This is a genomic window from Providencia sp. NPDC089933 (genome assembly GCF_049545585.1).
Lineage (GTDB): Bacteria > Pseudomonadota > Gammaproteobacteria > Enterobacterales > Enterobacteriaceae > Providencia > Providencia huashanensis.
This window is the reverse complement of record NZ_JBMWDT010000001.1, coordinates 193,356-219,142: the sequence shown is the minus strand read 5'-3', so window position 1 is coordinate 219,142 and position 25,787 is coordinate 193,356. Positions and strand designations below refer to the sequence as shown.

General features: G+C 39.4%; 24 protein-coding genes. 12 read left to right on the top strand and 12 right to left on the bottom strand.

The window, feature by feature from the left end; all coding sequences use genetic code 11:
• The first annotated feature begins 522 nt into the window (after positions 1-522).
• Together cutA and ACPEH5_RS01110 are read left to right on the top strand one after the other, a co-directional pair.
• Positions 523-873, top strand: coding sequence for a divalent-cation tolerance protein CutA (gene cutA / locus ACPEH5_RS01115; protein ID WP_042844194.1), 351 nt, complete (start codon positions 523-525; stop codon positions 871-873).
• A 349-nt stretch (positions 874-1,222) separates the two neighbouring features.
• Positions 1,223-1,564, top strand: a complete 342-nt coding sequence (locus ACPEH5_RS01110; RefSeq protein ID WP_042844196.1) for a carboxymuconolactone decarboxylase family protein — start codon at positions 1,223-1,225, stop codon at positions 1,562-1,564.
• 56 nt (positions 1,565-1,620) lie between these two features.
• Here ACPEH5_RS01110 and ACPEH5_RS01105 read toward each other — a convergent pair whose 3' ends face one another.
• The 4 genes from ACPEH5_RS01105 to betI form a co-directional block, all read right to left on the bottom strand.
• Positions 1,621-3,882 (bottom strand): TonB-dependent receptor domain-containing protein, encoded by a 2,262-nt coding sequence (locus ACPEH5_RS01105; protein WP_281111180.1) that lies wholly within the window; start codon positions 3,880-3,882, stop codon positions 1,621-1,623.
• 384 nt (positions 3,883-4,266) lie between these two features.
• Positions 4,267-5,946: a choline dehydrogenase gene (gene betA / locus ACPEH5_RS01100; protein ID WP_042844198.1), complete on the bottom strand. Its 1,680-nt coding sequence runs from the start codon at positions 5,944-5,946 to the stop codon at positions 4,267-4,269.
• Positions 5,947-5,985: 39 nt separating this feature from the next.
• Complete coding sequence (gene betB, locus ACPEH5_RS01095; protein ID WP_048606903.1) at positions 5,986-7,464, bottom strand: betaine-aldehyde dehydrogenase; 1,479 nt, start codon at positions 7,462-7,464, stop codon at positions 5,986-5,988.
• 22 nt (positions 7,465-7,486) lie between these two features.
• Positions 7,487-8,089, bottom strand: a complete 603-nt coding sequence (gene betI / locus ACPEH5_RS01090; RefSeq protein ID WP_042844367.1) for a transcriptional regulator BetI — start codon at positions 8,087-8,089, stop codon at positions 7,487-7,489.
• Positions 8,090-8,298: 209 nt separating this feature from the next.
• Here betI and ACPEH5_RS01085 point away from each other — a divergent pair, with 209 nt between their 5' ends.
• On the top strand, positions 8,299-10,341 hold the full coding sequence (locus tag ACPEH5_RS01085) for a choline transporter (protein WP_281111179.1): 2,043 nt from the start codon (positions 8,299-8,301) through the stop codon (positions 10,339-10,341).
• A 54-nt stretch (positions 10,342-10,395) separates the two neighbouring features.
• Here the strand turns inward: ACPEH5_RS01085 and ACPEH5_RS01080 are convergent, their stop codons facing one another.
• Entirely contained in the window at positions 10,396-10,752 is a 357-nt protein-coding gene (locus tag ACPEH5_RS01080; RefSeq protein ID WP_166686064.1) for a hypothetical protein, read from the bottom strand.
• 501 nt (positions 10,753-11,253) lie between these two features.
• Between ACPEH5_RS01080 and ACPEH5_RS01075 the strand changes: the two genes are divergently transcribed.
• Positions 11,254-12,174, top strand: coding sequence for a chitinase (locus ACPEH5_RS01075; RefSeq protein WP_166686063.1), 921 nt, complete (start codon positions 11,254-11,256; stop codon positions 12,172-12,174).
• Positions 12,175-12,194: 20 nt separating this feature from the next.
• On the opposite strand, the gene kdgR is transcribed toward ACPEH5_RS01075, so the two are convergent.
• Positions 12,195-12,974: a DNA-binding transcriptional regulator KdgR gene (gene kdgR, locus ACPEH5_RS01070; protein ID WP_042844205.1), complete on the bottom strand. Its 780-nt coding sequence runs from the start codon at positions 12,972-12,974 to the stop codon at positions 12,195-12,197.
• A gap of 226 nt (positions 12,975-13,200) precedes the next feature.
• Here kdgR and ACPEH5_RS01065 point away from each other — a divergent pair, with 226 nt between their 5' ends.
• The gene (locus ACPEH5_RS01065) at positions 13,201-14,154 is read left to right on the top strand and encodes a sugar kinase (RefSeq protein ID WP_042844206.1); all 954 of its coding nucleotides are present in this window, start codon (positions 13,201-13,203) and stop codon (positions 14,152-14,154) included.
• 2 nt (positions 14,155-14,156) lie between these two features.
• Positions 14,157-14,774 (top strand): bifunctional 4-hydroxy-2-oxoglutarate aldolase/2-dehydro-3-deoxy-phosphogluconate aldolase, encoded by a 618-nt coding sequence (locus tag ACPEH5_RS01060; protein WP_042844207.1) that lies wholly within the window; start codon positions 14,157-14,159, stop codon positions 14,772-14,774.
• A 64-nt stretch (positions 14,775-14,838) separates the two neighbouring features.
• On the opposite strand, the gene ACPEH5_RS01055 is transcribed toward ACPEH5_RS01060, so the two are convergent.
• The 3 genes from ACPEH5_RS01055 to cbpA form a co-directional block, all read right to left on the bottom strand.
• On the bottom strand, positions 14,839-15,432 hold the full coding sequence (locus ACPEH5_RS01055) for a hypothetical protein (RefSeq protein WP_129465794.1): 594 nt from the start codon (positions 15,430-15,432) through the stop codon (positions 14,839-14,841).
• 142 nt (positions 15,433-15,574) lie between these two features.
• Entirely contained in the window at positions 15,575-15,868 is a 294-nt protein-coding gene (locus ACPEH5_RS01050) for a chaperone modulator CbpM (RefSeq protein ID WP_042844210.1), read from the bottom strand.
• Positions 15,868-16,809: a curved DNA-binding protein gene (gene cbpA / locus ACPEH5_RS01045; protein ID WP_071548837.1), complete on the bottom strand. Its 942-nt coding sequence runs from the start codon at positions 16,807-16,809 to the stop codon at positions 15,868-15,870. The genes ACPEH5_RS01050 and cbpA overlap by 1 nt, the downstream gene beginning before the upstream one ends.
• Positions 16,810-17,068: 259 nt before the next feature.
• On the opposite strand from cbpA, the gene ACPEH5_RS01040 reads away from it, so the two are divergent.
• Positions 17,069-17,515 carry a GNAT family N-acetyltransferase gene (locus tag ACPEH5_RS01040; protein WP_166686877.1) on the top strand — a complete coding sequence of 149 codons (447 nt, stop codon included), beginning with the start codon at positions 17,069-17,071 and terminating at the stop codon, positions 17,513-17,515.
• Positions 17,516-17,652: 137 nt separating this feature from the next.
• A complete protein-coding gene (locus tag ACPEH5_RS01035; protein WP_166686876.1) occupies positions 17,653-18,372 on the top strand; it encodes a DNA-binding protein in 720 nt (239 codons plus the stop codon).
• A 447-nt stretch (positions 18,373-18,819) separates the two neighbouring features.
• On the opposite strand, the gene ACPEH5_RS01030 is transcribed toward ACPEH5_RS01035, so the two are convergent.
• Both ACPEH5_RS01030 and ACPEH5_RS01025 read right to left on the bottom strand, forming a co-directional pair.
• Positions 18,820-19,533, bottom strand: a complete 714-nt coding sequence (locus ACPEH5_RS01030) for an RNA polymerase sigma factor FliA (protein ID WP_042844212.1) — start codon at positions 19,531-19,533, stop codon at positions 18,820-18,822.
• A 450-nt stretch (positions 19,534-19,983) separates the two neighbouring features.
• Positions 19,984-21,078 carry a FliC/FljB family flagellin gene (locus ACPEH5_RS01025; protein WP_166686875.1) on the bottom strand — a complete coding sequence of 365 codons (1,095 nt, stop codon included), beginning with the start codon at positions 21,076-21,078 and terminating at the stop codon, positions 19,984-19,986.
• A gap of 367 nt (positions 21,079-21,445) precedes the next feature.
• On the opposite strand from ACPEH5_RS01025, the gene fliD reads away from it, so the two are divergent.
• From fliD to fliT, 3 genes are read left to right on the top strand one after another with little or no spacing between them, the layout of a single operon-like run.
• Positions 21,446-22,882: a flagellar filament capping protein FliD gene (gene fliD / locus ACPEH5_RS01020; RefSeq protein ID WP_129465790.1), complete on the top strand. Its 1,437-nt coding sequence runs from the start codon at positions 21,446-21,448 to the stop codon at positions 22,880-22,882.
• 5 nt (positions 22,883-22,887) lie between these two features.
• Positions 22,888-23,286 carry a flagellar export chaperone FliS gene (fliS, locus tag ACPEH5_RS01015; RefSeq protein WP_004909969.1) on the top strand — a complete coding sequence of 133 codons (399 nt, stop codon included), beginning with the start codon at positions 22,888-22,890 and terminating at the stop codon, positions 23,284-23,286.
• Positions 23,276-23,665, top strand: coding sequence for a flagellar protein FliT (gene fliT / locus ACPEH5_RS01010; RefSeq protein ID WP_042844217.1), 390 nt, complete (start codon positions 23,276-23,278; stop codon positions 23,663-23,665). The genes fliS and fliT overlap by 11 nt, the downstream gene beginning before the upstream one ends.
• 65 nt (positions 23,666-23,730) lie before the next feature.
• Here the strand turns inward: fliT and def are convergent, their stop codons facing one another.
• On the bottom strand, positions 23,731-24,240 hold the full coding sequence (gene def / locus ACPEH5_RS01005) for a peptide deformylase (protein ID WP_166685265.1): 510 nt from the start codon (positions 24,238-24,240) through the stop codon (positions 23,731-23,733).
• A 737-nt stretch (positions 24,241-24,977) separates the two neighbouring features.
• On the opposite strand from def, the gene ACPEH5_RS01000 reads away from it, so the two are divergent.
• Positions 24,978-25,427 (top strand): DUF1097 domain-containing protein, encoded by a 450-nt coding sequence (locus ACPEH5_RS01000; protein WP_281111178.1) that lies wholly within the window; start codon positions 24,978-24,980, stop codon positions 25,425-25,427.
• Positions 25,428-25,787 lie beyond the last annotated feature (360 nt).

Sequence of the window (25,787 nt, the reverse complement as noted above, 5' to 3'; positions counted from 1 at the left end):
TATAATTATAAGGTTATATTGACTCATTTTTAAAAAAAATAGAGGACCACACTCTTATTTTAAAGAGTGAACCTATACAGCGAATTAATAATTCTCACATTTGATGATGTCAATACAGTTAACTATTCATTGTAATCAGTAAATTATTTCGATATTACCTAATATACTAAAATTTCAATTTTATTTATGTTTTTTCCTCTATTTTTGCAGGCTGAATCGAATTAATAAAATAAAAATAGTAAATAGTGTTATTTTTTTTGAGTGGATAAAAATACCACACCACGCACAATTGATTAAAAAAAAACCAAAATGAACAGTAATAATACTTACACAGCTTAAAAACAAACCAGATAACCGAATTAAACCAATATGACTCTCTTTATTAAAAGTATTGTTACCTAACCTAATAATTCCAATTAGAAATAACTATAAATATTATGCCTTGTTTCCATACACAGTGTGAATATTTAATCTAACATTAATAGTAGTTTCATTTCTAAATATGACTGATAAGGAAATTAAATGTCTACCATGAACACTTATACCACTAGTAATCATCAACCTTGCATTGTGCTATGTACAACGAATAGCCATGAAAGTGCAATTAAAATTGCACAACATATTTTAGCGAATCGCCTTGCAGCCTGTGTTTCACTATTACCAGAAGTGGTATCTATATATCTTTGGCAAGGTAACATTACACAAGATAAAGAAATTTTGCTTTTGATTAAGACAACACACGATAATCAGCTCAGTTTATTTAATGCAATAAAAGAAATTCACCCATACGAAACACCAGAACTTATTCGTCTTGACCCAAGCCAAGTCGAAGATAATTATTTACAATGGTTAATTAATTCCGTTAAAAAATAGCTATCTACATGAATTAATAAACATTATTTTACAGCTCAGCGCTTATTTATTTTTTTACAAAATTATTTTACTGGTCGGGTATGGTTTATACATAATTAGTGGTATACCAATAGGCTCGCTTTATATTTATTTTCCCTCCTTAATGTTTGGAGGGTTTTTTTTACCTAAAATTCCAGAACACTTTTCTATACGCCTTAAACTCACCACCAAACCCAAAAACCCAACATAAGCTAAATTTAACATATTTTAATTCATTGTTTATATTTCACGCAAATACCAGTTGATCATTTACATGATTACATTATATTAAATTATATAATATAAATAACATAAATATAGTGAGGAAAAAATGTCAGACTTCAAACAAATAACAACTCATATCAGCCAAAATTTGCCTGAACTCGCTAAGCATATTCCTGATGTGATGAAAAATTTTTCTAACCTAGTTAGTTCAGGTAGCCAAGATGGTGCATTAGATAAAAAAACAAAGGAATTGATTGCTATCGGTATTGCTGTGGCAAATCGTTGTGATGGCTGTATTGGTTTTCACACCAAAATACTGGTTGATTTAGGTGTTACCGAACAAGAGTTAGCAGAAGCACTCGGTGTGGCCATTTTTATGGGGGGTGGGCCTTCTGCAATGTACGCAGCAGAGACCATGAGTGCATACAAGCAATTTACAAGTAAATAAATATATAATGTTGTCTCTGAACCTACTGGCTCAGAGACAACTAAATTGATTGCAATTTAAAAAGTCGCTTCTAACCCAAGCCTGAAGGTTCTTCCTGGAATCGGCATATAAATAACGGTTCCTGGGTCAAATGCATAACGATTCGTCAAGTTATCAATATTAAAATTCACATGGATATTTTTCTGAATAGAGTATTTACCTAACAAATCAAATGTTGTCGTGGAATACAGCTTGGTAACAGGTGCTGCAGCTGTTCCAGCTAGCCATTCTTGTGGGTAATCTTTCCCTGAGTTATAACGTACACGTAAACCTGTTTGTAATTTTTGATCAAACATTTTTATTCCAACAATTCCGGTGACAACTTTCTTGGGTGGAATACGTGAAGGTGATAACCCCCATGCAAAACCAACCGAATTACAAGCAGATGGTAAACTCCCTAGCGCCATTTCATCCCGAGAGCAAAGTTCTGCATTGTTATAAAAAGTGGCATCAACGGAACCAAATGCATAATTTGAATTGTATTTTAATTCAACCTCATAACCTGAAAGCTTAAACCTGTCATAGTTTTTGGTTATGACGTAAGGTGATGACCAATCCTCCAATTTAGGGTTCACACCTTGTGAAAGATAGTCTTTGATATCATTATTAAAATACGCCACCCGCAACTCGGCAACATCTTCATCGGCAATCAAGTTATTTTTTTCAAGGTTCATGCCAACCTCAAACGACTTGGCATGCTCAGGTTTTAGTGGGGAGTTAGGGCTATAAGAGTAAGTCTGACCGGATGCCGTTGTTTCAAATAAACTAGGTTCTCTATAACTATCTGAATATTTAGTATAAATATCCAATTCATTCGTCATATGAAAACGCAATTCACCGAATAAATCATTCTTTGGCCCGTAATGAAGGCTTTTCCCTTGAACATGGTCATCAACATCAAACGAGTGGATGCGCCAACCCGCCAGCGCCGTGACCCAATCACCTTGGTACTCAACGTTAGTAAATGCGGATGTATTAATACCTTTCGCATTACGTGTTACCGGCGTCAGTTCGTCCCCCTCTAGTGTTCCGTCGGGTGTCCATATCGGCTGATAAGTCTTACTAAGTGGCTTTGATTTCTGCTGCATATATTCCACACCATATGTAATCCCGATGGGATACGCGGCAAGCTCGGAAGTATTTTCTAAATTAAATCCAAGCCGCTCATCGGTATAACGGTGTTTATATTGATCACCATAATGAGCATTTACATTATCCGATGTACCATTACGTTGCCTAAACTTACCTTTCGTCCACCATACTCCTAAATTCATATCAACCCATAAAGAATCAGGTTTATACGAGTAGTTTAATGACGCGGTATCTATATTTGCGGTTCCTAACGACCACTGTGGCATTTTATTATCATACTGATACCAATAAGCAGCTAAAACTTCGCCAGCTTGCTGTTCGTGGCGACGATAATTTAATTCAATACTAGAATATGGGTTAAGATAAATATTCGTCTTTAATAATGTTGACTGACTTTCATAACTCGTATTAACCACTTCTTGCCCGGGTTTTATCGGTGCATCTGTGGATGAATATTTATGATAACCATTTTTCCCTGCAAAAAAATTGCCTTGTTTTCTGTCACTATGCGCAATTAACACGTCAAACTTATCATTTCTATAGGCAATACCAGTGGTTATGGAACCATTATTAAAATGACTATTTTTAACCCAATTAGATAACCGATACTCTGACTCCCGCCCTTCCTCTGATGCTATAGAAGGCCGTCGGTTATTGTTATAAATATTTCCTTTAAATAAAAACCCGAATTGCTCTCCTTGGGGGATAATACTATTAGCAGATAACGTTTTTAATTTAACTGTTCCACCGATAGCACCGCCGGAGAATTTACTCATCGATGCTCCTTTTTCGATCTCTATGGTATCAACCAAATCCATATCAATATAGGTTCTATCGGTGCTACCTTGATAACCTCGCCATGTATTCGTCGATTGCAAACTACCATCGATAATAATAGGCACTCGGCCATTACCTTGTAGACCTCGAATACCAATATCTAAAGCACCTGCTTCATTTCTGGCATTATTTATTTGAAGAGAGGTTTCATTAGCAAATATATCCGAATTAGTTGTGCCTCTTACTACCGAAATATCTTTAGTCTCTATTCGCTTACTATTTGACTTTATTTTACTCGCAGTAACGAGAAGTTTATCTTTCTGCTGTGCTGTATTGGCTTCATCCGCTAAAACCGTCCCTGAAGAACATATAACAAGTAAGCTAATTATATTTTTATTTTGAAATATCATTTAAGTAATGCCTTCATTAATTAATGAATATTTAATACAAATGAAGAAATATCGTACAATCAGCTTGAAAATATCCCCTGCTATACTTTAATTCGTCAATTAAAAGTGAGATGTAAGTGCAATTAGATAAATACAGCTAACACCAAAAACCTTATTTATTGAATGGTTAAGGGCGATTTTTTCCTCGTATTAATCAATTATCCTGAAATATACACCAATAATAACAATAATCAAGATCATAATGAATATCATTTGCATTCTCATTAATATAACTATTGTTTATTAATTCCTTTATGATTTCACCCCATAAAAAAAGCGGCTGATATAACTATCAACCGCTGTTGAATAACCAAAAACCGGGTTTAATAATATGCTAGTGCCTTATTACCCCCTTAAAGGCGTTTTTCTAACCGGCGTATTCCCCGCCACAAAATAATCCGCTTGGCTGACAGGTAGTGGTGCCCGATTACGTATTTTATCTGCTATTTTTTCAGCAATCATAATCGTCGTTGCATTCAAATTACCGGTAATAATTAATGGCATTATTGATGCATCAATCACCCTTAACCCTTCAATACCGTGTACCTGCCCTGCACCATTAACAACTGCCATTTCATCATTACCCATTTTACAAGTACCACAGGGGTGAAATGCGGTTTCAGCGCGCTCTCGAACAAAAGCATCCAGTTCTTCATCGGTATTCACCTGTTTACCGGGGCTTATCTCTGCACCACGATATGGGTCGAGAGCTGGCTGAGCCATAATTTCACGGGTAATACGGATAGCTGCACGAAACTCTTCCCAGTCCTGTTCCGATGACATGTAGTTGAATAAAATACTCGGGTGTTGCCTAGGGTCTAATGATTTTAAACGTACTCGCCCACGGCTAGGAGAACGCATTGAGCCGACATGAGCTTGGAAACCGTGCATATTAACTGCATTACTACCATTATAATTAATTGCAACTGGTAAGAAATGAAACTGAATATTCGGCCACGCAAACTTATCACTAGTACGAATAAAACCGCCCGCTTCAAACTGATTACTGGCACCAATTCCCGTCCCTTTGAACAGCCACTGAGCACCAATCATCGGTTGATTATACCACTTTAATGCTGGGTATAATGAAACTGGCTGTTTGCATTCATACTGCAAATACATCTCAAGATGATCTTGTAAGTTTTGCCCAACACCGGGCAAAACATGTACTTTAGGGATATTAAACTCCGCCAATACATCTTCAGGACCAACCCCTGAGCGTTGTAATATTTGTGGCGATGCAATCGCCCCTGCACATAATAACACCTCTTTACGCGCTTTTATCACCGTTGCAGTTGTACTGTTACCTGGGTAATACTTCACGCCAACCGCTTTTTTTCCTTCGAACTCAATAGTATCAGTGGTTGCATGAGTCACAATCGTTAAATTTTTTCGCCCTTTCGCTTGGTCTAAATAACCACGCCCCGTACTTGCTCGACGTCCTTGAGGGGTTACTGTGCGATCCATAGGACCAAACCCCTCCTGTTGATAGCCATTTAAATCATCAGTTTGCGGGTAGCCTGCTTGAACCCCAGCCTCAACCATTGCATGAAATAGCACATTATTGCCATTTTTAGGCGTAGCTACACTTACGGGCCCATCACCACCATGGTAATCATTTGGACCAATATCCCGCGTCTCCGCTTTTCTAAAATACGGTAAGCAATCTAAATAGCGCCAATCTTCTAGACCGGGAGCTTCAGCCCAGCCATCAAAGTCCATCGCATTTCCACGGATATAACACATCCCATTAATCAGTGATGAGCCGCCAAGCCCTTTTCCTCGACCACACTCCATACGGCGGTTATTCATATGTGGCTCGGGGTCAGTCTCATAGGCCCAATTATAACGTCGACCTTGTAATGGATACGCTAATGCCGCTGGCATTTGTGTGCGAAAGTCGAACCGATAATCCGGTCCTCCTGCTTCAAGGAGCAGCACAGTAACTTCAGGATCTTCTGTCAGGCGGGTAGCAAGAACGTTACCGGCTGAACCAGCACCGATAATAATATAGTCATAGACCATTGTTATCTCCTCTGTTTCAGTCAAAATAAAATGATGTGATTAAAAAACCGATGAAAACTCCCCAAGTTCAACTTGAATAGATTTGATTTGTGTATAATTTTGCAGCGTTATCACGCCATTTTCACGACCAACACCTGAATGTTTATAGCCACCAACGGGCATCTGTGCAGGAGATTCGCCCCATGTATTAACCCAGCAAATACCTGCTTCTAATTGATTAATTACACTATGCGCTCGCGTTAAATCTTGAGTAATAACCCCCGCCGCCAACCCATACACACTGTTGTTGGCACGAGCAATGACTTCCTCTTCCGATTGATAACCTAAAATACTCATTACTGGACCAAAAATTTCTTCCTGAGTAATTTGCATTTCATCATCACAATCTGTAAATACCGTAGGAGCAACATAAGCGCCATCAGCAAAGTGACCATCCACTAAACGCTGCCCACCACATAACAAACGAGCCCCTTGCTGCTTCCCTAATTCGATATAACGCAGTACATTTTCCATATGCGCAAAACTGACTAATGGCCCAAAATTCGTGTCCTCTTCAACAGGAGAACCGATTTTAATCCGCGCAACACGCTCAACAATTTTATGTTCAAATTGTGATTTAAGAGAATTAGGTACAAATACCCGTGTACCGTTCGTACAGACTTGGCCTGAGCTATAAAAATTAGCCATCATAGCGATATCAGCAGCTTTATCTAAATCTGCATCATCACAAATAATTAATGGTGACTTACCACCAAGCTCCATGGTGACTTCTTTCAATGATGAAGCAGATGCATTGGCCATGACTTTTTTACCCGTAGCTATCCCACCCGTAAATGAGATTTTAGCAATATCTGGGTGCTCTGTTAGCCATTGGCCGACTTCCCCGCCTGCTCCAGTGACCACATTGAACACCCCAGCTGGTAAACCTGCTTCGGTATATATTTCAGCCAGTTTTAAAGCCGTTAACGAAGTCACTTCACTCGGTTTGAACACCATCGCATTTCCAGCTGCAAGCGCTGGCGCCGACTTCCATAAAGCGATTTGAATTGGGTAATTCCATGCACCAATACCAGCAACAACACCTAATGGCTCACGACGGGTATAAACCAATGCGCTATCACGTAACGGAATTTGTTGCCCTTCCAGCATCGGTGCTAGCCCAGCATAATATTCAAGGACATCAGCCCCTGTCACAATATCGACATAACGAGTTTCAGATAACGGTTTACCGGTATCCAAGGTTTCAAGATAAGCCAGCTCATCATTACGTTCGCGTAAAATATCAACAGCGCGGCGTAAAATTCGTGAACGCTCCATCGCTGTCATTGCCGCCCACACCTTTTGGCCTTGTTTGGCGCTTTCTACTGCCCATTGAATATCTTCGAGGCTAGCAGATTGTAACTTGGCAATGACCTCCCCATTTGCGGGGTTGATTGCCGAAAATTGACTGCATTCTGGTTGTGAGCTATCGACGTAACCACCATGAATATAAAGCTTATGGATTGGTGGATGTTGCATATTATCTCCTTTGAATTGATATTTAGGTTTTTGTTACCTCTGCCCGATGAAGTTGCATATCGATATATTCATTAGTGATTTTCAGTGCCTCTAGGACTGGGAATACTTCATTACTTAAAGCACTCCTTAACCATAAACCATCAATTAGCGCCGCAAGCCCTTTTGCAGCCATCCGCGCATCGGATTTGCTTAATACCCGCCCAAATTCATAACTTAAATTCGAATAAAGCCGCCTATCATTCACCTGTTGTAGTCGGTTTAAGTTAGGCTGGTGCATACTACTAGCCCAAAATGCTAACCACGTTTTCATCGCGGCTTCGCTAGTCTGTGTTGGGTCAAAGTTACCTTCAACAATCGCCTGTATTCGCAATTTTGGCTCTGCATCCGGTAGCATTCTTAAGCGCATCGCAACTGCAAGCCCAAGTTGGTATTGAATATGGCGCATAGCCGCTTCAAGTAACCCGTTTTTATCTCGAAAATAATGGCTAATAATACCTGTAGACACCCCAGCTTTACGGGCGATTAACACAAAGCTGGCTTCTTGCATTCCAACTTCGTTAATCACAGCCAAAGTGGCCTGAATTAACTGCTGTTTACGTATCGACTTAATTCCTACCTTCGGCATAGTATTTAAACCTAAAAAATACACTGTTCCCTTTTATTAAACGTTTTTTTAATTGAATGTTCAATCAATATTCTCTATTGTATTTTACAATTAATTCACAATATATGCAGGAGGGATATGGAGGAAAACCAAATTCACACTAATTAATCAATTAGTTAGAGTGAAAAGTAATTTTAACCTGTTAAATAAATAAAAATGTGGAACTGCCGATGACAACTCAACATAGTTCGAAAAATCAGCAGAAAGACAAATTAAATTCTGTGGTTTTTTTCACTTCCGCTGGTCTTATTCTAGCGTTTTCTTTTTTTACAATTCTGATGACCGAAACAGCAAATCAGTGGATCGTCGCCACCTTAGGTTGGGTATCAAAAACCTTTGGTTGGTATTACCTATTAGCGGCAACCTTGTACATTGTTTTTGTTATTTTTATTGCAACATCACGCTTTGGGAATATCAAACTCGGTCCTGAGCAATCCAAACCTGAATTTAGCGTTCTTAGCTGGTCTGCAATGCTATTCGCTGCGGGGATTGGTATTGATTTAATGTTTTTCTCTGTAGCTGAACCCGTCACTCAATATATGCTTCCGCCAACAGGCGATGGAGAAACCTTAGAAGCAGCCCGTCAGTCGATGGTGTGGACACTATTCCACTATGGCCTAACGGGCTGGTCTATGTATGCATTAATGGGTATAGCTTTAGGGTACTTCAGCTATCGTTATAATTTACCTCTGACCATTCGGTCTGCACTTTACCCTATTTTTGGTAAACGCATTGAGGGGCCTATCGGCCATACCGTTGATATTGCTGCAGTACTGGGGACTATCTTTGGTATCGCAACGACACTTGGTATTGGGGTAGTACAACTCAATTATGGGCTAAAAGTGTTGTTTGACTTACCGCAAGGCTTAACGGTACAAACTGGCTTGATCTTTCTATCCGTTGTCATGGCGGTGATTTCAGCGACCTCTGGGGTTAATAAGGGTATCCGTATACTCTCCGAGCTCAATGTGCTTCTAGCTTTAGGCTTGATTTTATTCATATTATTTGTCGGTGATACTGAGTTCTTGCTCAATGCGTTAGTGCTCAATGTAGGGGATTACGTCAACCGCTTTATAGGGATGACACTCAATAGCTTCGCATTTGACCGCCCAACTGATTGGATGAATAGCTGGACACTGTTCTTCTGGGCTTGGTGGGTGGCATGGTCGCCATTCGTTGGGTTATTCCTCGCCCGCATCTCTCGTGGCCGAACGATCCGTCAATTTGTGATTGGTACTTTAATTATTCCTTTTGTTTTCACTTTATTGTGGCTATCCATTTTCGGAAATAGTGCTTTATATGAAATCATTCATGGCAATAGTGAGTTAGCACAAACTGTACTCGAAGCCCCTGAAAAAGGGTTTTATTCCCTACTTGAGCTCTATCCTGGCTTTGGTTTAACCGCCTCAATCGCCACCATCACAGGGTTACTTTTTTATGTTACTTCTGCGGATTCCGGCTCATTAGTATTAGGGAATTTCACCTCGAAACTCAGTGATATCAATAATGATGCACCTAATTGGTTGCGTATATTTTGGTCCGTCGCGATTGGCTTACTAACTCTAGGAATGCTAATGACTGATGGGGTTGCTGCCTTACAAAATACCACGGTGATCATGGGGCTACCTTTTAGCTTCGTCATTTTCTTCATTATGGCAGGGTTATATAAGTCATTAAAAGTCGAAGATTTTAGGCGCGTTAGCTCATTAAACACCAATGCACCCGCACCACTGTATGGCAATGGTACCCTCAATTGGAAACAACGTTTAGGCCGTGTGATGAACTTCCCCGGTACGACTTATACGCAACGGATGCTTGATTTAGTTTGTATCCCTGCGATGCAAGAAGTGGCGAAAGAGTTATCTTTAAGGGGAGCAAAAGTGGAGTTTAATACGATGCCACCAATTGCAGATGAACGGTTAGAACATTTAGAGCTGACCGTTGACCTTGATGATGAACAAAGCTTTATCTATCAAGTCTGGCCGCAACGCTATTCTGTTCCTGGCTTTACTTATCGCGCCCGCTCGGGGAAATCCCATTATTACCGTTTAGAAACCTTCTTATGGGAGGGTTCCCAAGGGAATGATTTAATGGATTATACCAAAGAGCAGGTAATTAGCGATATTCTCGACCAATATGAAAAACATATGAATTTCATTCACTTAAGCCGTGAAGCTCCGGGAGCAACATTGACTTTCCCTGAATCAAGTTAACTTAAAATCAATAAGGGAGCCTATTGCTCCCTTATTTCTCAGTAAACCTGCTTATCAGTAGCGCCCCGCTTGCTCCAACATTTTCTTCATTTGTTGTCGGTCATTCACCCAAGGCCTAGAGTTTGGGCACCCTGCTCCCGTAGGGTTGGCATCACAAGCATTAAACTGATGTAGTATTGAATTTTCATCCGCATTACGTTGGTCTAATAAAGCTTGATAACTTTGTTCCTCTGCTGGAAGTTTCTTCTTGGGATCAAAGACAAACTTTTGTTGTGCCTGTAATTTTTTAGCACCTTGGTAGTCTTGATTAAACTCGCGATCAGCGGGTGATTTTTCTTTAAAGGTAAAATCGCTGGCAAAGCCGTAAGTAGTGAAACTAAGAAAAATAACAAAAATAATCTTTTTAAACATATGAATATCCTACTGTGCCTGTAAGTCAGTATTATATAACGCAGAATTATCACATCCAAAAATGATTAAAATAAAATATAATATAATCTTATTATTCAATATGTTAATTATAATAAAACATCAAATCAATTGATTGATATAGATACTATTAGTAATGAACTATTAACATGACATTAATCATGCATCAGTAATATAAATACAGTTCACCTCAATCACAACCAATTGTTCTTAATAATTACCTCTCACATGAAAGACCAATGATGTGATGATATGAAATAAGCCAAGATGCAAAAAAGACTAACTACCATCATTCAAATTAACCTAATAATTTGTATCGAATTACCTCCATTATCATGATCATAATAGGACTGTAACCTATTAGATTACTAATAATTTTTAGTCTTGTTCCTAAGCCTATTTTCTATAAAAGTGACCTTGCCCTATTAGTTAGTATTGGGCACCAATTTCACTTTATCTAACTCATTAGACTAGGAATATACAATGAATAAAACCTATTTTGGTCCTTATATCGATGTCAGTGTCGATGCCACTTGGAACGATTGGCAAAACTACCCTGATGGCAGGCCAAATGCTAAATACAGCCAAGCTGCAATCCAATATGGGGTTGATATACTTTACCTTGGTTTTTTAACTGCGGACCGAAATAGACAAGCGGCATGGTCCGCCCAACCCACAATGCCAATAAGCTGGGCTAAACCCTTGTGTGACGAACTTATTGCTGGCGGAGTAAAAGTTGCAGTGTCATTCGGAGGAGCCGCTAATCAAGATGTCTCATTGGTACAGACACAAGAAGAACTGATCAAAACCTATCAAGAAGCTATCGATAAACTAAACGCATCGCATATAGATTTAGACTTCGAAAATGGCCTCTATGATGCTGATAATGCATTTTCTGCTTTAAAAGTGATTGTCGACAATAACCCAAAAATCACCTTGAGCCTAACCCTACCCACCCTACCGACAGGGTTAACAAATACTGGATTAGCATTAGTGAAAAAATCTGTAGAAGCAGGTTTGGTCATGAAAGTTAATGGAATGGCAATGGATTATTATGACCCAAACATCATTAGCTTGGGCGATGCCGCTATCAAGGCTGCCATCAGTATTAAAAACCAATTAAAACCTTTCTACCCATCGGTAGAAGATAAGGAAATGTATAATTACGTTCAAATTACCCCGATGATTGGCCTAAATGATGACCATGCTATGTTCAGTTTCCATGATGCCGACATTCTAAGCGAATTCGCAAAAAAAATAGGTTTGAACCTCGTGTCGATGTGGAGCTTAACCCGTGACCGTCCTGGTAATAAACCCTACCCAGAAGCAACAAGCTCAGGTAACCCAGAACAAACCTATGATTTTCAATATACAGAACTATTTACTCAAAAACTTAACTCATAGATAACCCGTTATCACCAATATTATGGGTATTGGTGATAACCCATTTTTTCTGAAATATTACGCCCCGCCGTTTTTAGTAATTCAACATAATCATCAATACATTGTTCATCAAAGCGGATCGTTGGAAATGAAATGGATAGCCCTGCAATCACATGCCCTAACCGGTCATATACTGGGACAGCGATACAACGTAAGCCAAGCTCTTGTTCTTCCCTATCCTGCGCATAATGACATTCGCGAACGGTGGCTAATTCCGCCAGCAAATCATCCAACGTTAAAATCGTGGTATTGGTTTTTTTGGTAAATAATTCATCTTTTAATGCACAGCGGATAGCGTCTTCACTTTGCCAAGCCAATAAAATTTTACCTATCGCGGTACAATACAACGGGTTACGGCGACCGACCCGTGAATACATACGTAAATTATAACTAGAATCTATTTTGTGAATATAAATGATAGCGTCTTCATCTAATGCGCCTAAATGCACGGCCTCATTGGTGAGTCGGCCAATCTGGCGCATTTCTTTATCTGCAATTTCAATCAGGTCAACGTACTCGAGGGATTTCGCCCCTAATTCGAAAAGCTTCAATGTCAGTGAGTATTTATCTGCCTCACCTTCTTGCTCCACATACCCCAGCTGTTTCATGGTTTGTAAGAAACGAAATGTTGTCGCTTTTGACATCAGCAAACGCTGGGAAAGCTCCGATACACCGATTTCCTTTTGTTCACCAAGAGCGCTAAGTATGCTAAATACTTTGACTACAGCTGAAACGGCGTCCGTTTGAGTCGTCTTATCCATTGCTTTTCCATCATCCAATTCAATTGATAGCGATATTATAGCGAAACCAGCCAATACCACTCTAGGCTAAATAGCATAATAGGCAGGTCACAGAAAAACAAGAACAGTGATTCAATATTTTTAAAACAGTGTTTCATTTTTATTTGAAGTTATGAATAAAATGAGTTTTAATAGCTCTATCAGGTCAGTATTAGTTTACTAAGTCGTAATCGCGCAGGTGGTAAATATGAGTACACATCCGCAAGTTGCCGTCATTGGCGAATGCATGGTTGAATTACAAAAATCGGGTGAGCTTTACAGCCAAACTTTTGGTGGGGACACGCTAAATACCGCGTTATACCTCTCACGTTTAACTCAGAAACACGGAGTGACAACCCGATATATTACTGGTTTAGGGAAAGACCCATTTAGCCAACAAATGCTTACCCGCTGGCAGCAAGAAGGGATCAATACCGATGATGTGTTTATTTCTGATACACGGTTACCGGGTATGTATTTAATTGAAACCGCCCCCAATGGTGAACGCCGTTTTTTCTACTGGCGTGATAACGCAGCAGCAAAATTTTGGTTAGATGAAAATAGCAAAGCACACACACAGCAACAGCTTAATGCACAACAATTCATCTATTTAAGTGGCATTAGTTTAGCTATTTTACCTGACGCCACACGCCAATTGTTATTAGAAATTTTACAGCAAGCCAAACAGCATGGCGCAAAAATTGTATTTGATAATAACTACCGCCCAGCTCTTTGGCCTTCAAAACAAGCGGCACAGCAAGCTTACCAGCAAATTTTAAGCCTAACCGATATCGCTTTTTTGACCTTTGATGACGAACAATTGCTATACGGTGATAATCACGAAACCGATGCAATTCTTCGCACTCAACAATATGGCGTTAATGAAATCGTGATAAAACGCGGGGCTGATGCTTGTTTTGTGGTTATTGATAACCAACGCTTTGAAATTCCTGCAAATAAAATTAGCCATGTTGTTGATACAACTGCCGCAGGGGATTCCTTTAGTGCCGGCTACCTAGCTTGCCGCATTTTAGGTGGCAGCCCTTGCGATGCGGCAAAAACAGGTCATTTACTGGCTGGAAGCGTCATCCAACACCGGGGAGCGATTATTCCATCCGAGGCCATGCCAACCATTACTTTAGCCCCCATTGAAAAGGTTTAATCATGAATCAATTAATTGAAAAAATTAAGCAGCTGAAAGTTGTCCCTGTGATCACCATTAACCACGCAGAACATGGGGCGCCACTAGCTAAAGTGTTGGTGGAAAATGGCCTACCGTGCGCAGAAGTCACTTTCCGCACCCCAGCCGCGGTACAAGCTATCAAAAACATGCGCGCTGCCTACCCTGAGTTGCTGATCGCAGCAGGTACCGTATTAACCACACAGCAAGTTGACCAAGCCATTGAAGCAGGCGTGGACTTTATTGTCAGCCCAGGCTTTAACCCGAAAATTGTTGCCTACTGCCAACAAAAAAATGTGATTATCATTCCGGGCGTCAATAACCCAAGCTTGGTAGAGCAAGCCCTTGAGTTTAACCTCACCACCTTAAAATTCTTCCCTGCAGAAGCCTCTGGTGGGGTTGCGATGCTCAAAGCACTCGGCGCCGTTTACCCTGTTAAATTTATGCCAACAGGTGGTATCGGTATGAAAAATATTAAAGAATACACCGCATTACCGTCTGTATTAGTGTGTGGCGGTTCGTGGATGGTACCAAATGCATTAATTGACAGTGAAAACTGGGATGAACTTGCAAAATTAGTTGCTGAAGCAGCGGCTATTTAATTAATAATAAAAATCTCGTTGTTATTGCGCCCTTACTGGATGGTAAGGGCTTTTTGCTAACGGCTTAGATAGAATACATTCGAGTAAAATATTCGCTGATTTTGTCATTATCTAACAATCTATCTTTGGTAAAATCTAAAGTATCAGAAACGACAATGTATTGCCTTAGAGGGATAGGTATATCTGATATTGTCGCATAAATCGTTGGCACTAAATGGCGAAAATAATCTCCCATTTTTGTTTCACCATCATAGCCCACAGGAAAGTCTTCCCCTTGGTTATAGCCTTCAATGCCTTCAAATACAAATATTCCCTTTTGTGTTGCAAGATAAGCATCTGTCAGTTTATTACCTTCATCTAAGCAATTTTTATAACTGGTAAAAACAGTTTCTTGGGAATAATGCTTGTATCTCCAATAGGAAAATAGATCAACTGAAAAACCACCATTTTTCTGTATGCTATTTTCATATTTAGCCGATTCACAATATATAAACTCTCTTAAATCAACATATAACTCACTAATATTAGGTATGTTGATATACACTTTGGGTAACCATCCCCAGCAATTATTCAGCATAAATGCTAAATAACCGTTTTTATCCATTGCAACCCATGAATAAATATTCCCCCATTCAGGTCGCCAATCAGTAGTTAACATAAAAGCCTCTTATATCGTTCACAATACAATTAAATTTTTATAGATATTGAGTGAATTGGCCCTATACTTTAATTCAATGCATAAGGCCAAAATGAAACAGACTCTATATAAAAAGCTCAATAGTCATTAAATTATCAGAAACCTAACCAATAAAACGCTGCAACTGTAAACGCAACATCTCATTTTCGCGCCGTAGCCTTTCATTTTGGTCCATCAGGCTCATTGCCATTGCGATGCCCGGCCAGTCAATCTCTAATTCATGATAAAGGCGTACCGCCCTTCTCACGACCACCACGGCTTGGTCGTCAAATAACCATTCATCTCTAATTTCAATAGGTTGTACAATCCCAAGCCCGACGATTTCCTGTAATTCATCTTCAGCAATCCCCGTATGAAAGCAGAAATCAATAACGGTTAATGTAGTTAACTGTTCCATTATTTACCTCCCCAATTTTTACGTGGGTCAAAATGCGTTTGAGCCTCCGCCAACTTCTGCCACAATGCTTTCGATTCCGCATCATTACTATCGGGCATTACAATTTTTATAATGGCGTATAAATCCCCTGCACTATCTTTATGTTTCAGCCCTTTACCTTTAAGTCGCAATTTTTGCCCCGCTTGGCTATTGGCGGGAACCGTAATAACAATCGGGTCCTTTAAGGTTGGTATAGTAACTTTAGTTCCGAGCGCCGCCTCCCAAGGGGCTAATGGCACAACCACTTCTAGGTCATAGCCTTTAATATCGAATAAGGGGTGTGGCGCAATACGGATGGTTATCCATAAGTCACCGTTTTCACCGCCATTTTCTCCCGCGGTCCCTTGCCCTTTTAAGCGAATGCGTTGCCCATCAATTACCCCCGCAGGGATGGTCACATTGAGTGTTTTAGGGATTTCATTTTCGATAAAACCAAAAGCGTTGTAGACCGGTAAGTTATAACTGATAGTGCGTTTATGTGACTCTTGGCTTTCTTCAAGGAAAACGGCTAATTCAACCTCTAAGTCATGGCCACGATGGCTGCGTGCTTGCCTTGTACTGCCGCCGCGTGCGCGTTGGGAAAACATCGATGAAAAAATATCATCAAAGCCCCCCGCATCAAACCCTTGTTGGGAATAGCCTTGGCTTTGTTGACCTTGGTGCCTTTGATTAAAATAAGGGTCATTTCGATGTTCCCACATTTCATCGTATTCGGCGCGTTTTTCTTTGTCACTTAATACCGCCCACGCTTCTGCTATCTCCTTAAAGCGGGCTTCGGCATCCGATTCTTTACTGACGTCGGGGTGATATTTTCGCGCTAAACGGCGATACGCGGTCTTAATGGTTTTTAAATCATCGGTGCGTTTTACACCCATGATGCTGTAATAATCCTTTAGTTCCATAGTCATATCTCGTTCACTTATCTGTTGAATAGAATTCATATGGTGTTTAGCTTTACTGCTTAAATGGGCTAAACATAACGACTTACCTTGAATTTAACTTAAGACATTTATATGGCAATTGGAATAGTAGAACAATGATAAATATTAAATATATTGGCAAATAATGAAGATGCAAATCGATAACATCCCACAAAAACAGGAAATTTTCGCTATTTAGAGCTAAACCTATAAGAGAGCTCACGTCTTGCAAGGGGAATTTATGGATGCCATCGCCAACCGATTGACCTATAAAATGAATTTTGCCATTAACATTGAGGATTTTATTCGCTTAATCCATCAGTCATCATTTAAAGAAACCGTACCTACCGATAACCTAACCAAATTAGATGCAATGCTAAATAATGCGGACTTATTAATTAGTGCATGGGATGAAGAGCAAGTTGTGGGTTTTGTAAGAGCGGTCACCGATTTTAGTTCTTGCTGCTATATCTGTGAGCTTGCCATAGATACCAATTATCAAAAGCACGGTATCGACCGTCATTTAATGCGCCTTGCCGCTGAAGAACTGCCTTCTGAATGCAACCTTTTATTTTTTTCGACCGACAGTAACCTCACCGAGTACCTAAGACTGGGGTTTACTCAATCCCCAAGAGCGTGGCACACCACGGCAGAGAATTTTTTGGCTAAATTAATAGAAGGGGAATGATAAATAGACTATCTACATAGCCTTTCTTTTGCGTCGAGATCAGTAAATAGCGTATAATATTTCACTTATGTCACCTAGCCGCCTGTGTGGCGTAGTGAGTTTGCGATAGCGCGTACACCTTTTAGTCAGGATGCAATATGTATTATTTTTTAGCTGTCTTACTCCTTATCTTTAGTATTATCCTTTTAAGAATACGCGCCGTTAAAGCAGCAAATAAAAGCCAAGTTATTCCTTTTAAAACCTTTAGAGAATATGAAGGCATTGATGATTATGAAAAAGCGGTAAAACATGCTGTTTATGCCATATCGAAATGCCACACAGTCATGGATAAAATGAAATGTTATTTTGACCTGCGCGTTTTATCCTACGCTTTATATTCCGATTACGAACATGAAGAGAATATGGTCACCGCCCTTGAAGGACTACTGACTCAAAAATTCACATTTACGTATTCTTCTTTTATTATCCCCTACCCTGAACCCGTTGAAGAAACTGCCTTAGCGCGCTTTTATTTGACTCAAACACGAGCCCATTGCCCCCAAAATATTTGGGATTACCTGCTTGATGCTTCTGTCATGACCAATGAAGAAATTGACGCCATCAATACCCTCGAAAATGCCCTTGAAGTACATCATACGTTAATGGGAACGATATTATATGATGAGAAAATAGGCTGTTATTTTGATGAGGACTACACTAAACCCGCAATTTACGATAATGATGTGTATACCGTGACTGAAGCACAATTAAACCAATGGTTAGATGAGGAGCTGGATTTGATGGCTTTTTATTGTGAGTCACTTTTAAAAGTGTGCATCGAATATATCAAAAAAGAGAATGGCATTATTCGCGTTTAGCTACCGGATAACGCAGATATCAAGCGGCAAGCCACGAATATTGTAGAAAATAGATTTAATTTAAATGCTTTTTAAAAGTACCTTTTGAACTAATACGTTAAATAATTCATTCTGTGATACAAAGCACTCAAAAAATCAGTTTCTATTTAGAGGGTATTAAAAATATCCCCTTATGCAGATGCTCTAAATAATTCGTGTTGTGGGTAGAAGACCAGTGAGGATATCTCGGGGAGCATACACAAGTATCGAAAACTCAGGGAATATCTAAAAAACAGTTTCAATTTAGGTTTTATTAAAAATTCACCCTATGCGGATGCTCTAAATAATTCGTGTTGTGGGTAGAAGACCAGTGAGGATATCTCGGGGAGCATACACAAGTATGTGACCCGAGTAGCCGAGCGCAGTCGACACCCCCACAATGCGAAGTATGACGAGCATCGAGGAGCATCACTTAAGGCGGCCACGAAGTCGTTTCACGGCCTGACTATGAAGTTGACTCACCCTAGACTCCCCCACATCCAACACCGCACCAATCTCTTTTAAATTCAGTTCTTCTTGGTAATACAGCGTTAGCACCATTTTCTCACGCTCAGGCAATTGCTCAATAGCCGCTGCAATTTGGTCGCGTAAACTGGAATCCAATAACAAACTCAATGGGTTGCCACCATCATCTTCATCCATTTGCGGCTCACAGCTTTCCCCGTGAACCTCATGCCACTCATCATAAGAAAACAACTGGCTATTATTCGTATCTAATAATGCTTGACGATACTCCGCAAGGTCGATATTCAGTGCTTTGGCGATTTCCGGCTCGGTAGCACTGCGCCCTAACGATTGCTCCAACGCACCAATAGCTTTGGTCATTTCACGCGCTTGGCGGCGCACACTGCGCGGCACCCAATCACGGCTACGCAGCTCATCGAGCATCGAACCTCGAATACGTTGCACCGCATAGGTGGCAAACGACGCCCCTTGGGTAACATCGAAACGTTCCAATGCATGCAATAAACCAATGCCCCCCGCTTGAATTAAGTCGTCAATATCAACACTGGCAGGTAGTCTGACTTGCAGTTTCAGGGCTTCATGGCGTATTAGAGGGTAATAACGCTCCCATAGGCTATTTTTATTGATCACACCTTCGGCAGTATACAAATCACTCACAACCTGAATCACCCTTCAAGCTTTATAAAAGGTACTCATTATCAGTGTTGGATTTGAATTCAATCCGTAGAGTAAGGCAATAAATAGGGCTTTATTTGCCTTATCCTAAATAGGTAAAATTTGAATGATTACAATGTTAATTATTGTTTTAACACAATTTTTAGGGAATTTTACTGGCAATACAAGTGAGAGTGGTGGTTTTGTTGAGAAGCAATTTTTGAACCATTTTTAGCTTTTGGTGTTTTGGCTTTAAAAACATGTTTCTTTAGCCTATATAGTTCGTGCTATAGCTAGGCGGCAAATAAGTTTATACCGATGAGCGTACATAAGTACGTGATTCGGATGAACTTATGAAGCCAACAACGCTATGGTGCGAAATATGACGGCTAATATGACGGGCAAAGAAAAGGCCAGCATCGCTGGCCTTCAATATCATCCACCAATTACGAATTAACGTAACAGACTTAAAACACCTTGTGGAACTTGGTTAGCTTGTGCTAATACAGCAGTACCTGCTTGTTGCAGAATCTGACCACGGCTCATGTTAGAAACTTCAGTTGCGAAGTCAGCATCTTCAATACGGCTACGTGCTGCGCTCAGATTGTTAACAGAGTTGTTCAGGTTGTTGATGGTAGATTGGAAACGGTTTTGAATCGCACCTAATTTAGAACGGCTTTCATCAACTTTGTTGATAGCGTTATCTAAAACAGCTAGTGCATCATCTTTAACATCTAATCCAGCTTTACCGTCAGTAACCTTAAATTCACCATCTTCAACATCGATAACAGCTTTATCTACATCTGCCCCTGTACCTACTTTCAGTGACGCAACAACTTCAGTACCATCATCTTTCGTTACAACAAATTTGTCCGTAACATCTACGCCATCTTCTTGATATTTACTGATCGCTGTAATACCTGAACCGAAACCAGTTGCACCTGCAATCGCACCATTAGCAGTTGCTGCATCTATTGTAGCACCTTTAGCGGTAGCTTTACCCGCAGCTTTCACATCAAATAATTTATCGCTTGCTACACCTAATTCAGTTGTATCAACCTTATCTAAGTTAAATTTGATAACTTCTTTATCGTTAGTACCCACTTGGATACTCATTTCAGTTTTTTCGCCGCTCAGGACATTAACACCGTTAAACTGTGTTTGTTCAGAAATACGGTCGATTTCAGCTAAACGCTCAGTCACTTCATTTTGGATTGAAGTTAAGTCAGAGTTAGAATTAGTCCCATTTTTAGCTTGAACAGTTAACTCACGGATACGCTGTAAGTTATCGTTGATTTCATTCAATGCACCTTCAGTGGTTTGTGCAATAGAAATACCGTCGTTGGCGTTACGTGCAGCTTGAGTTAAGCCTTTAACGTTTGAAGTAAAACGGTTAGCAATCGCTTGGCCAGCTGCATCGTCTTTTGCGCTGTTGATACGTGAACCAGAAGATAAACGCTCAATTGCAGAACCTAGTACGCCTTGTGAACGGTTTAAATTGTTCTGAGTGGTCAGAGACAAAATGTTAGTGTTGATAACTTGTGCCATGATGTGATCCTTATTATTCAAATTAATGCGTTAAGCCCAAATGCTTAACTTGATGAATTTCGTCAGCAACTAGGTTATCGGCTACAAAAAAGTCCCCTTTAGGCTTTTTAGTGAAAATTTTTCTTTTCACGGGCAGAAATGGCTTTATAACCCGCTTTTTAGCCCTTAATTTTTTAGCAAACAAATTTGTTTTTATTAATTTTCTTATTATTTAATTCCAATAGTAATAATTACCTACTTTTATCTTCTCAGTTCTTGCCATCACTCTTTTTCAGAATAGTCTAAAATTTTGCTCCATTTCGCCGATAACAGTCTAAATAGATTTTATGTTCAAGGTTTATGTCACAGACATAGCGTAGGAGAAAACATGGCAGGAATATCTACACTCGGTATCGGAGCAAACTTAGATTTAAATGTGCAAATGGACCAAATTGAAGCGATGGAACGCCGTCGACTTGATCCATTAACCACCCAAAAAGCCAGTTATGACGCACAAATTAGTGCCTATGGCAAAATGCAGTCATCATTAGAAAAACTGAAAAAAGCGGCGGAAGACTTAAAAAAATACGGCGATATCAGCACCACTAAAGTCACCGGAGAATATAAAGCTTTTGATGTGAAAACTGACGGTAAAGCCGTGGCAGGTGTCCATGATGTACTGGTCACACAACTAGCTAAAGCACAAACTATTGCGACTAAAGGCCATTCTGACAATAAACAATTATTAGGCAGTAATGCTAAAGAACGTACCATTACCATCACTCAACCATCACAAAAAGAAGAAAAAGATAAAATTGTTATCAAACTTGATAACCAAAGTACGTCGTTGATTGAGCTTGCCGATGCAATTAATAAAACTGATAAAGGTGTTACCGCCTCCGTCATTAAAGATAAAAATGAGCAATATCACCTCGTTGTCACATCGAAAAAAGAAGGTACGGATAACCGTATTAGCATCAATGTCGAAGGCGATGATGAGCTTGCTGCAATTTTAAACGTTGAGTCAGAATTAGACGCTGATAAAAATGTAATACTTAAAAACCCGGCTGGCATTGGTATGGAGCAAAAAGTTGCCCCGCAGAATGCTCATTTGACGATTGATGGATTCGAACTTGAGTCTCAAACTAATGAAGCCAAAGATTTATTTCCTGGTTTAACCTTAACGCTAAAAAAAGAAAGTGAAGACAACAAAGCAGATCATTTAATGGTATCCGAAGACATTGAACCCGCAAAAGCGAAAATTAAAGCGTGGGTGGATGCTTATAATGAATTTCAAACTTTAGCGAAAGAACTCACTAAATACACACCAAATGAAAGCGGTACAGCACCAAATAAAACCAATGGGCCACTCATTGGCGATTCAACTTTACGTGTTATTCAAAGTACTATGCGTACTCAAGTACGTTCATCACAAAATAGTGGTGAGATAGATCTACTGAATAAAATGGGAGTTAAACAAAAGGTAGACGGCACGCTAGAAATTGACAATAAAATATTAGATAAAGCGCTTAAAGAAAACCCGTCAAGCGTTAAGGTATTTTTTGCTGGTGACGGCAAAGAAACTGGTTTTGCTACCGAAAACTTTAACTTCTTAAAAGACACTTTAGACAGCAAAGAAGGCACGTTACACAATGCTACCGATGGTATTCAAAAGAAAAAGAAAAGCTTAGACAAACGTATTGAGCAAACTAATAAACAAATCGAAAATACCATGGACATGCACCGTCGACAGTTCCAAAACCTCGACAAAATGATGAGCTCACTCAATAGTACCACTAACTCTTTAGGTCGACTTTTAGGTTAAACATTATGTATCAAAGACACGCACAGCAAGCCTATCAGCAGGTTGATTTGGAAAGTGAAATTACCAATGCGACCCCATACCAATTGATCCAGATTCTGTTTAAAGGGGCGCTTAGTGCCCTGAAACGCGGTGAGATTTTTATGCAGCAGGGTAAGGTGGCGGAAAAAGGTAAAGAAATCTCAAAAGCTATCGACATCATTGACACAGGGTTAAAGCAGTCGTTAAATTATGAGGCTGGCGGCGAGCTTGCTGAAAATTTAGCAAGCTTGTATGAGTATATGACAATGCAGTTACTTCGCGCCAACCTCGAAAACAACGTGGCTTATGTCCAAGAAGTTTACCAATTACTCTCCGATATCGCTTCTGCATGGCAGCAAATCGGTGCAAATGTGGATGAAAGATAATCAGGTGGACAATAAAAATCCTATCGATTTACATGAAATATACCGTAATGTCTTAGTATTGAGTGAAGAGTTAGTTGCCTTAGCGCAATCCGGGGAATGGGAGACATTAGTCTCCCGCGAGACAGAATATGTCCTTGCGGTGGAAAACCTCACCCAGTTGACCCAAGCGTTCGAACAACAACAACCAATCACTGAAGAATTTATTCAGTTATTGCATAAAATTATTGAAAATGAACGTATTACTAAAGAATATTTACAGCAGCATTTAAATTTCTTAAGCAAAGAAATGAAACAATTAGACCAAAAACGGGTACTCAATAATAGCTACGGCCAATTTGATGAGCCAGATACCCCGATTGTCATTCGCCCCATGGAATAAAAACCAGTCCGTGTGTCAGGCCATTAGACCTGACACGCCATTTCGGATATAAATACCAAAAACGACTATTGTTGCTGTTTTAAACGCTGTTGTTTTTTCAGCTTTTTCAATAGCATATTACGTTTTAGTGGTGATAGGTGGTCGAGGAACACTTTGCCGTGTAAGTGGTCAATTTCATGCTGCATCACAATCGCCAAGAACTCATCAGTATCGACTTCAAACGCTTTGCCATGCCTATCGAATGCTTTAACTTTAACACGCAGAGAACGCGCTACATCCGCATAAATTTCAGGGACTGACAAACACCCTTCTTGGTAGCTAGTTTCCCCTTCACTTTCCACGATTTCAGGGTTCACAAACACCATTGGTTGGTCGCGGTTTTCTGAAATATCTATCACCATAATCGACTTGGTTTCAGCAATTTGGGTTGCAGCAAGGCCAATTCCATTATCAGTGCTGTACATGGTATCGATTAAATCGTCAATTAAGGTTTGAACTGCGGCGAAATCCGTCACAGGGCTACATTTAATACGCAGTCTCTCATCAGGGATTTCAATAATTTCTCTTACTGCCATGGTTTAAATCCTATTAATTCAGTCTTTATTCTCAATAATTAAATCTATTGCTCAGCTAAAGTTGCTATATCACCACAATGGCGGCCACAACCACTTAATAAATATAGTAAAAATAGATATTAAGAGTTAAATAGGCTGACACATTAGGTTATTTAGCTATTTTTAAAAGAATAAGTATAAAAAACATTATCGGCTTTTTTATTTACTAACAATATGCAAAAAATGACATCTAGATTGAACGCAATTTATTCAACACCCTATTAATGATAAAGAAAGTGAACAAATTGAGTTAAAATTCCCTGAAAAAACAAAGTATAGTGAAATTTGACAGAAAAATACCATGTTATTTAACAAACTGCATCAAAAATTGGCAAAAAGTGTCATTCTATACATCGTCCTGTTTACACTCTATCAATATTGGTTCACTTATCGCAGCGCTATCCCCTTTAAGCTAAGCTGATATTTTACACCATTGTGCGATGTAATCGATTGCAATTGATCTAAGCGTAAATAATCGCGGATACAAATTGCAACGCTTTATTTATCTCTATACAATGCTCGCCTTTACAAGGAGGCATCCTCCTCATTCAAGCAATAATCACCTTATTATTAATAAGTTAACTTGGTGCTATACCCATTAACAGCATCAGGCTATTAAAAAGAACACAAAGCTGAATCGAATCAACTTAAAGTCATACAACCTAGAGATATACTCTACATAACTTAAAGTGCATATTGTGAAATTACTATTTTGTCTTTCGTTAACCACCGCCATTCTCTCTGGTATTTGGGCTTGGGTCGCAGACTCTTTAGGGTTAATTAGCTGGGCTGGTTTTCTTGGCTGTACAGCTTATTTTGCTTATCCAAAAGATGGCGTTAAAGGGCTTGGTATTACTGCTTTAACGGTTAGTAGTGGCGTTATTTGGGGGTTAGTGATCCTCAATAGTGGCCATTATATTCAACATCTACCCAGTTATGTGGGTTATTTTATTACAGGCTTAGTTGCTTTTTTTATGTGTATTCAAGCCAAAAAGCAGTGGCTAGCTTATATACCCGGTACTTTTGTGGGGACATGCACTATTTTTGCAACACAAGGCGCATGGTTAATTACCATTCAATCATTACTTGTTGGCATACTTTTTGGTTTTGCGATGAAAAAGAGTGGGCTTTGGATATCGGATAAATAGTAAAAAAAACCGCCACTCAGGCGGTTTAAACATAAATATAACCAAGGGAATTTCAAACAAATTCAATATTACATTAAACGGGTATAACAGCAACACTTAACATAATGATTTAATTAGGAATTACTAATAACCTCCACTAAGTAACCCTACTTAAATCAAAATATTAAATAAACTAAATATTATTAATGAAGCAATTAAAAATCAGATTAATACTCTTTTTTTGACTAAAAAAGATTATGACTTTGAGCAAAAACACCCCAATATCCATTGGGGTGTTTTTCAATATTTCATAATTAAGATTAATCTGCCTTAATTAATAACCATTAATGCTTTAACTGCCAATTAATAACATTAGTTTAC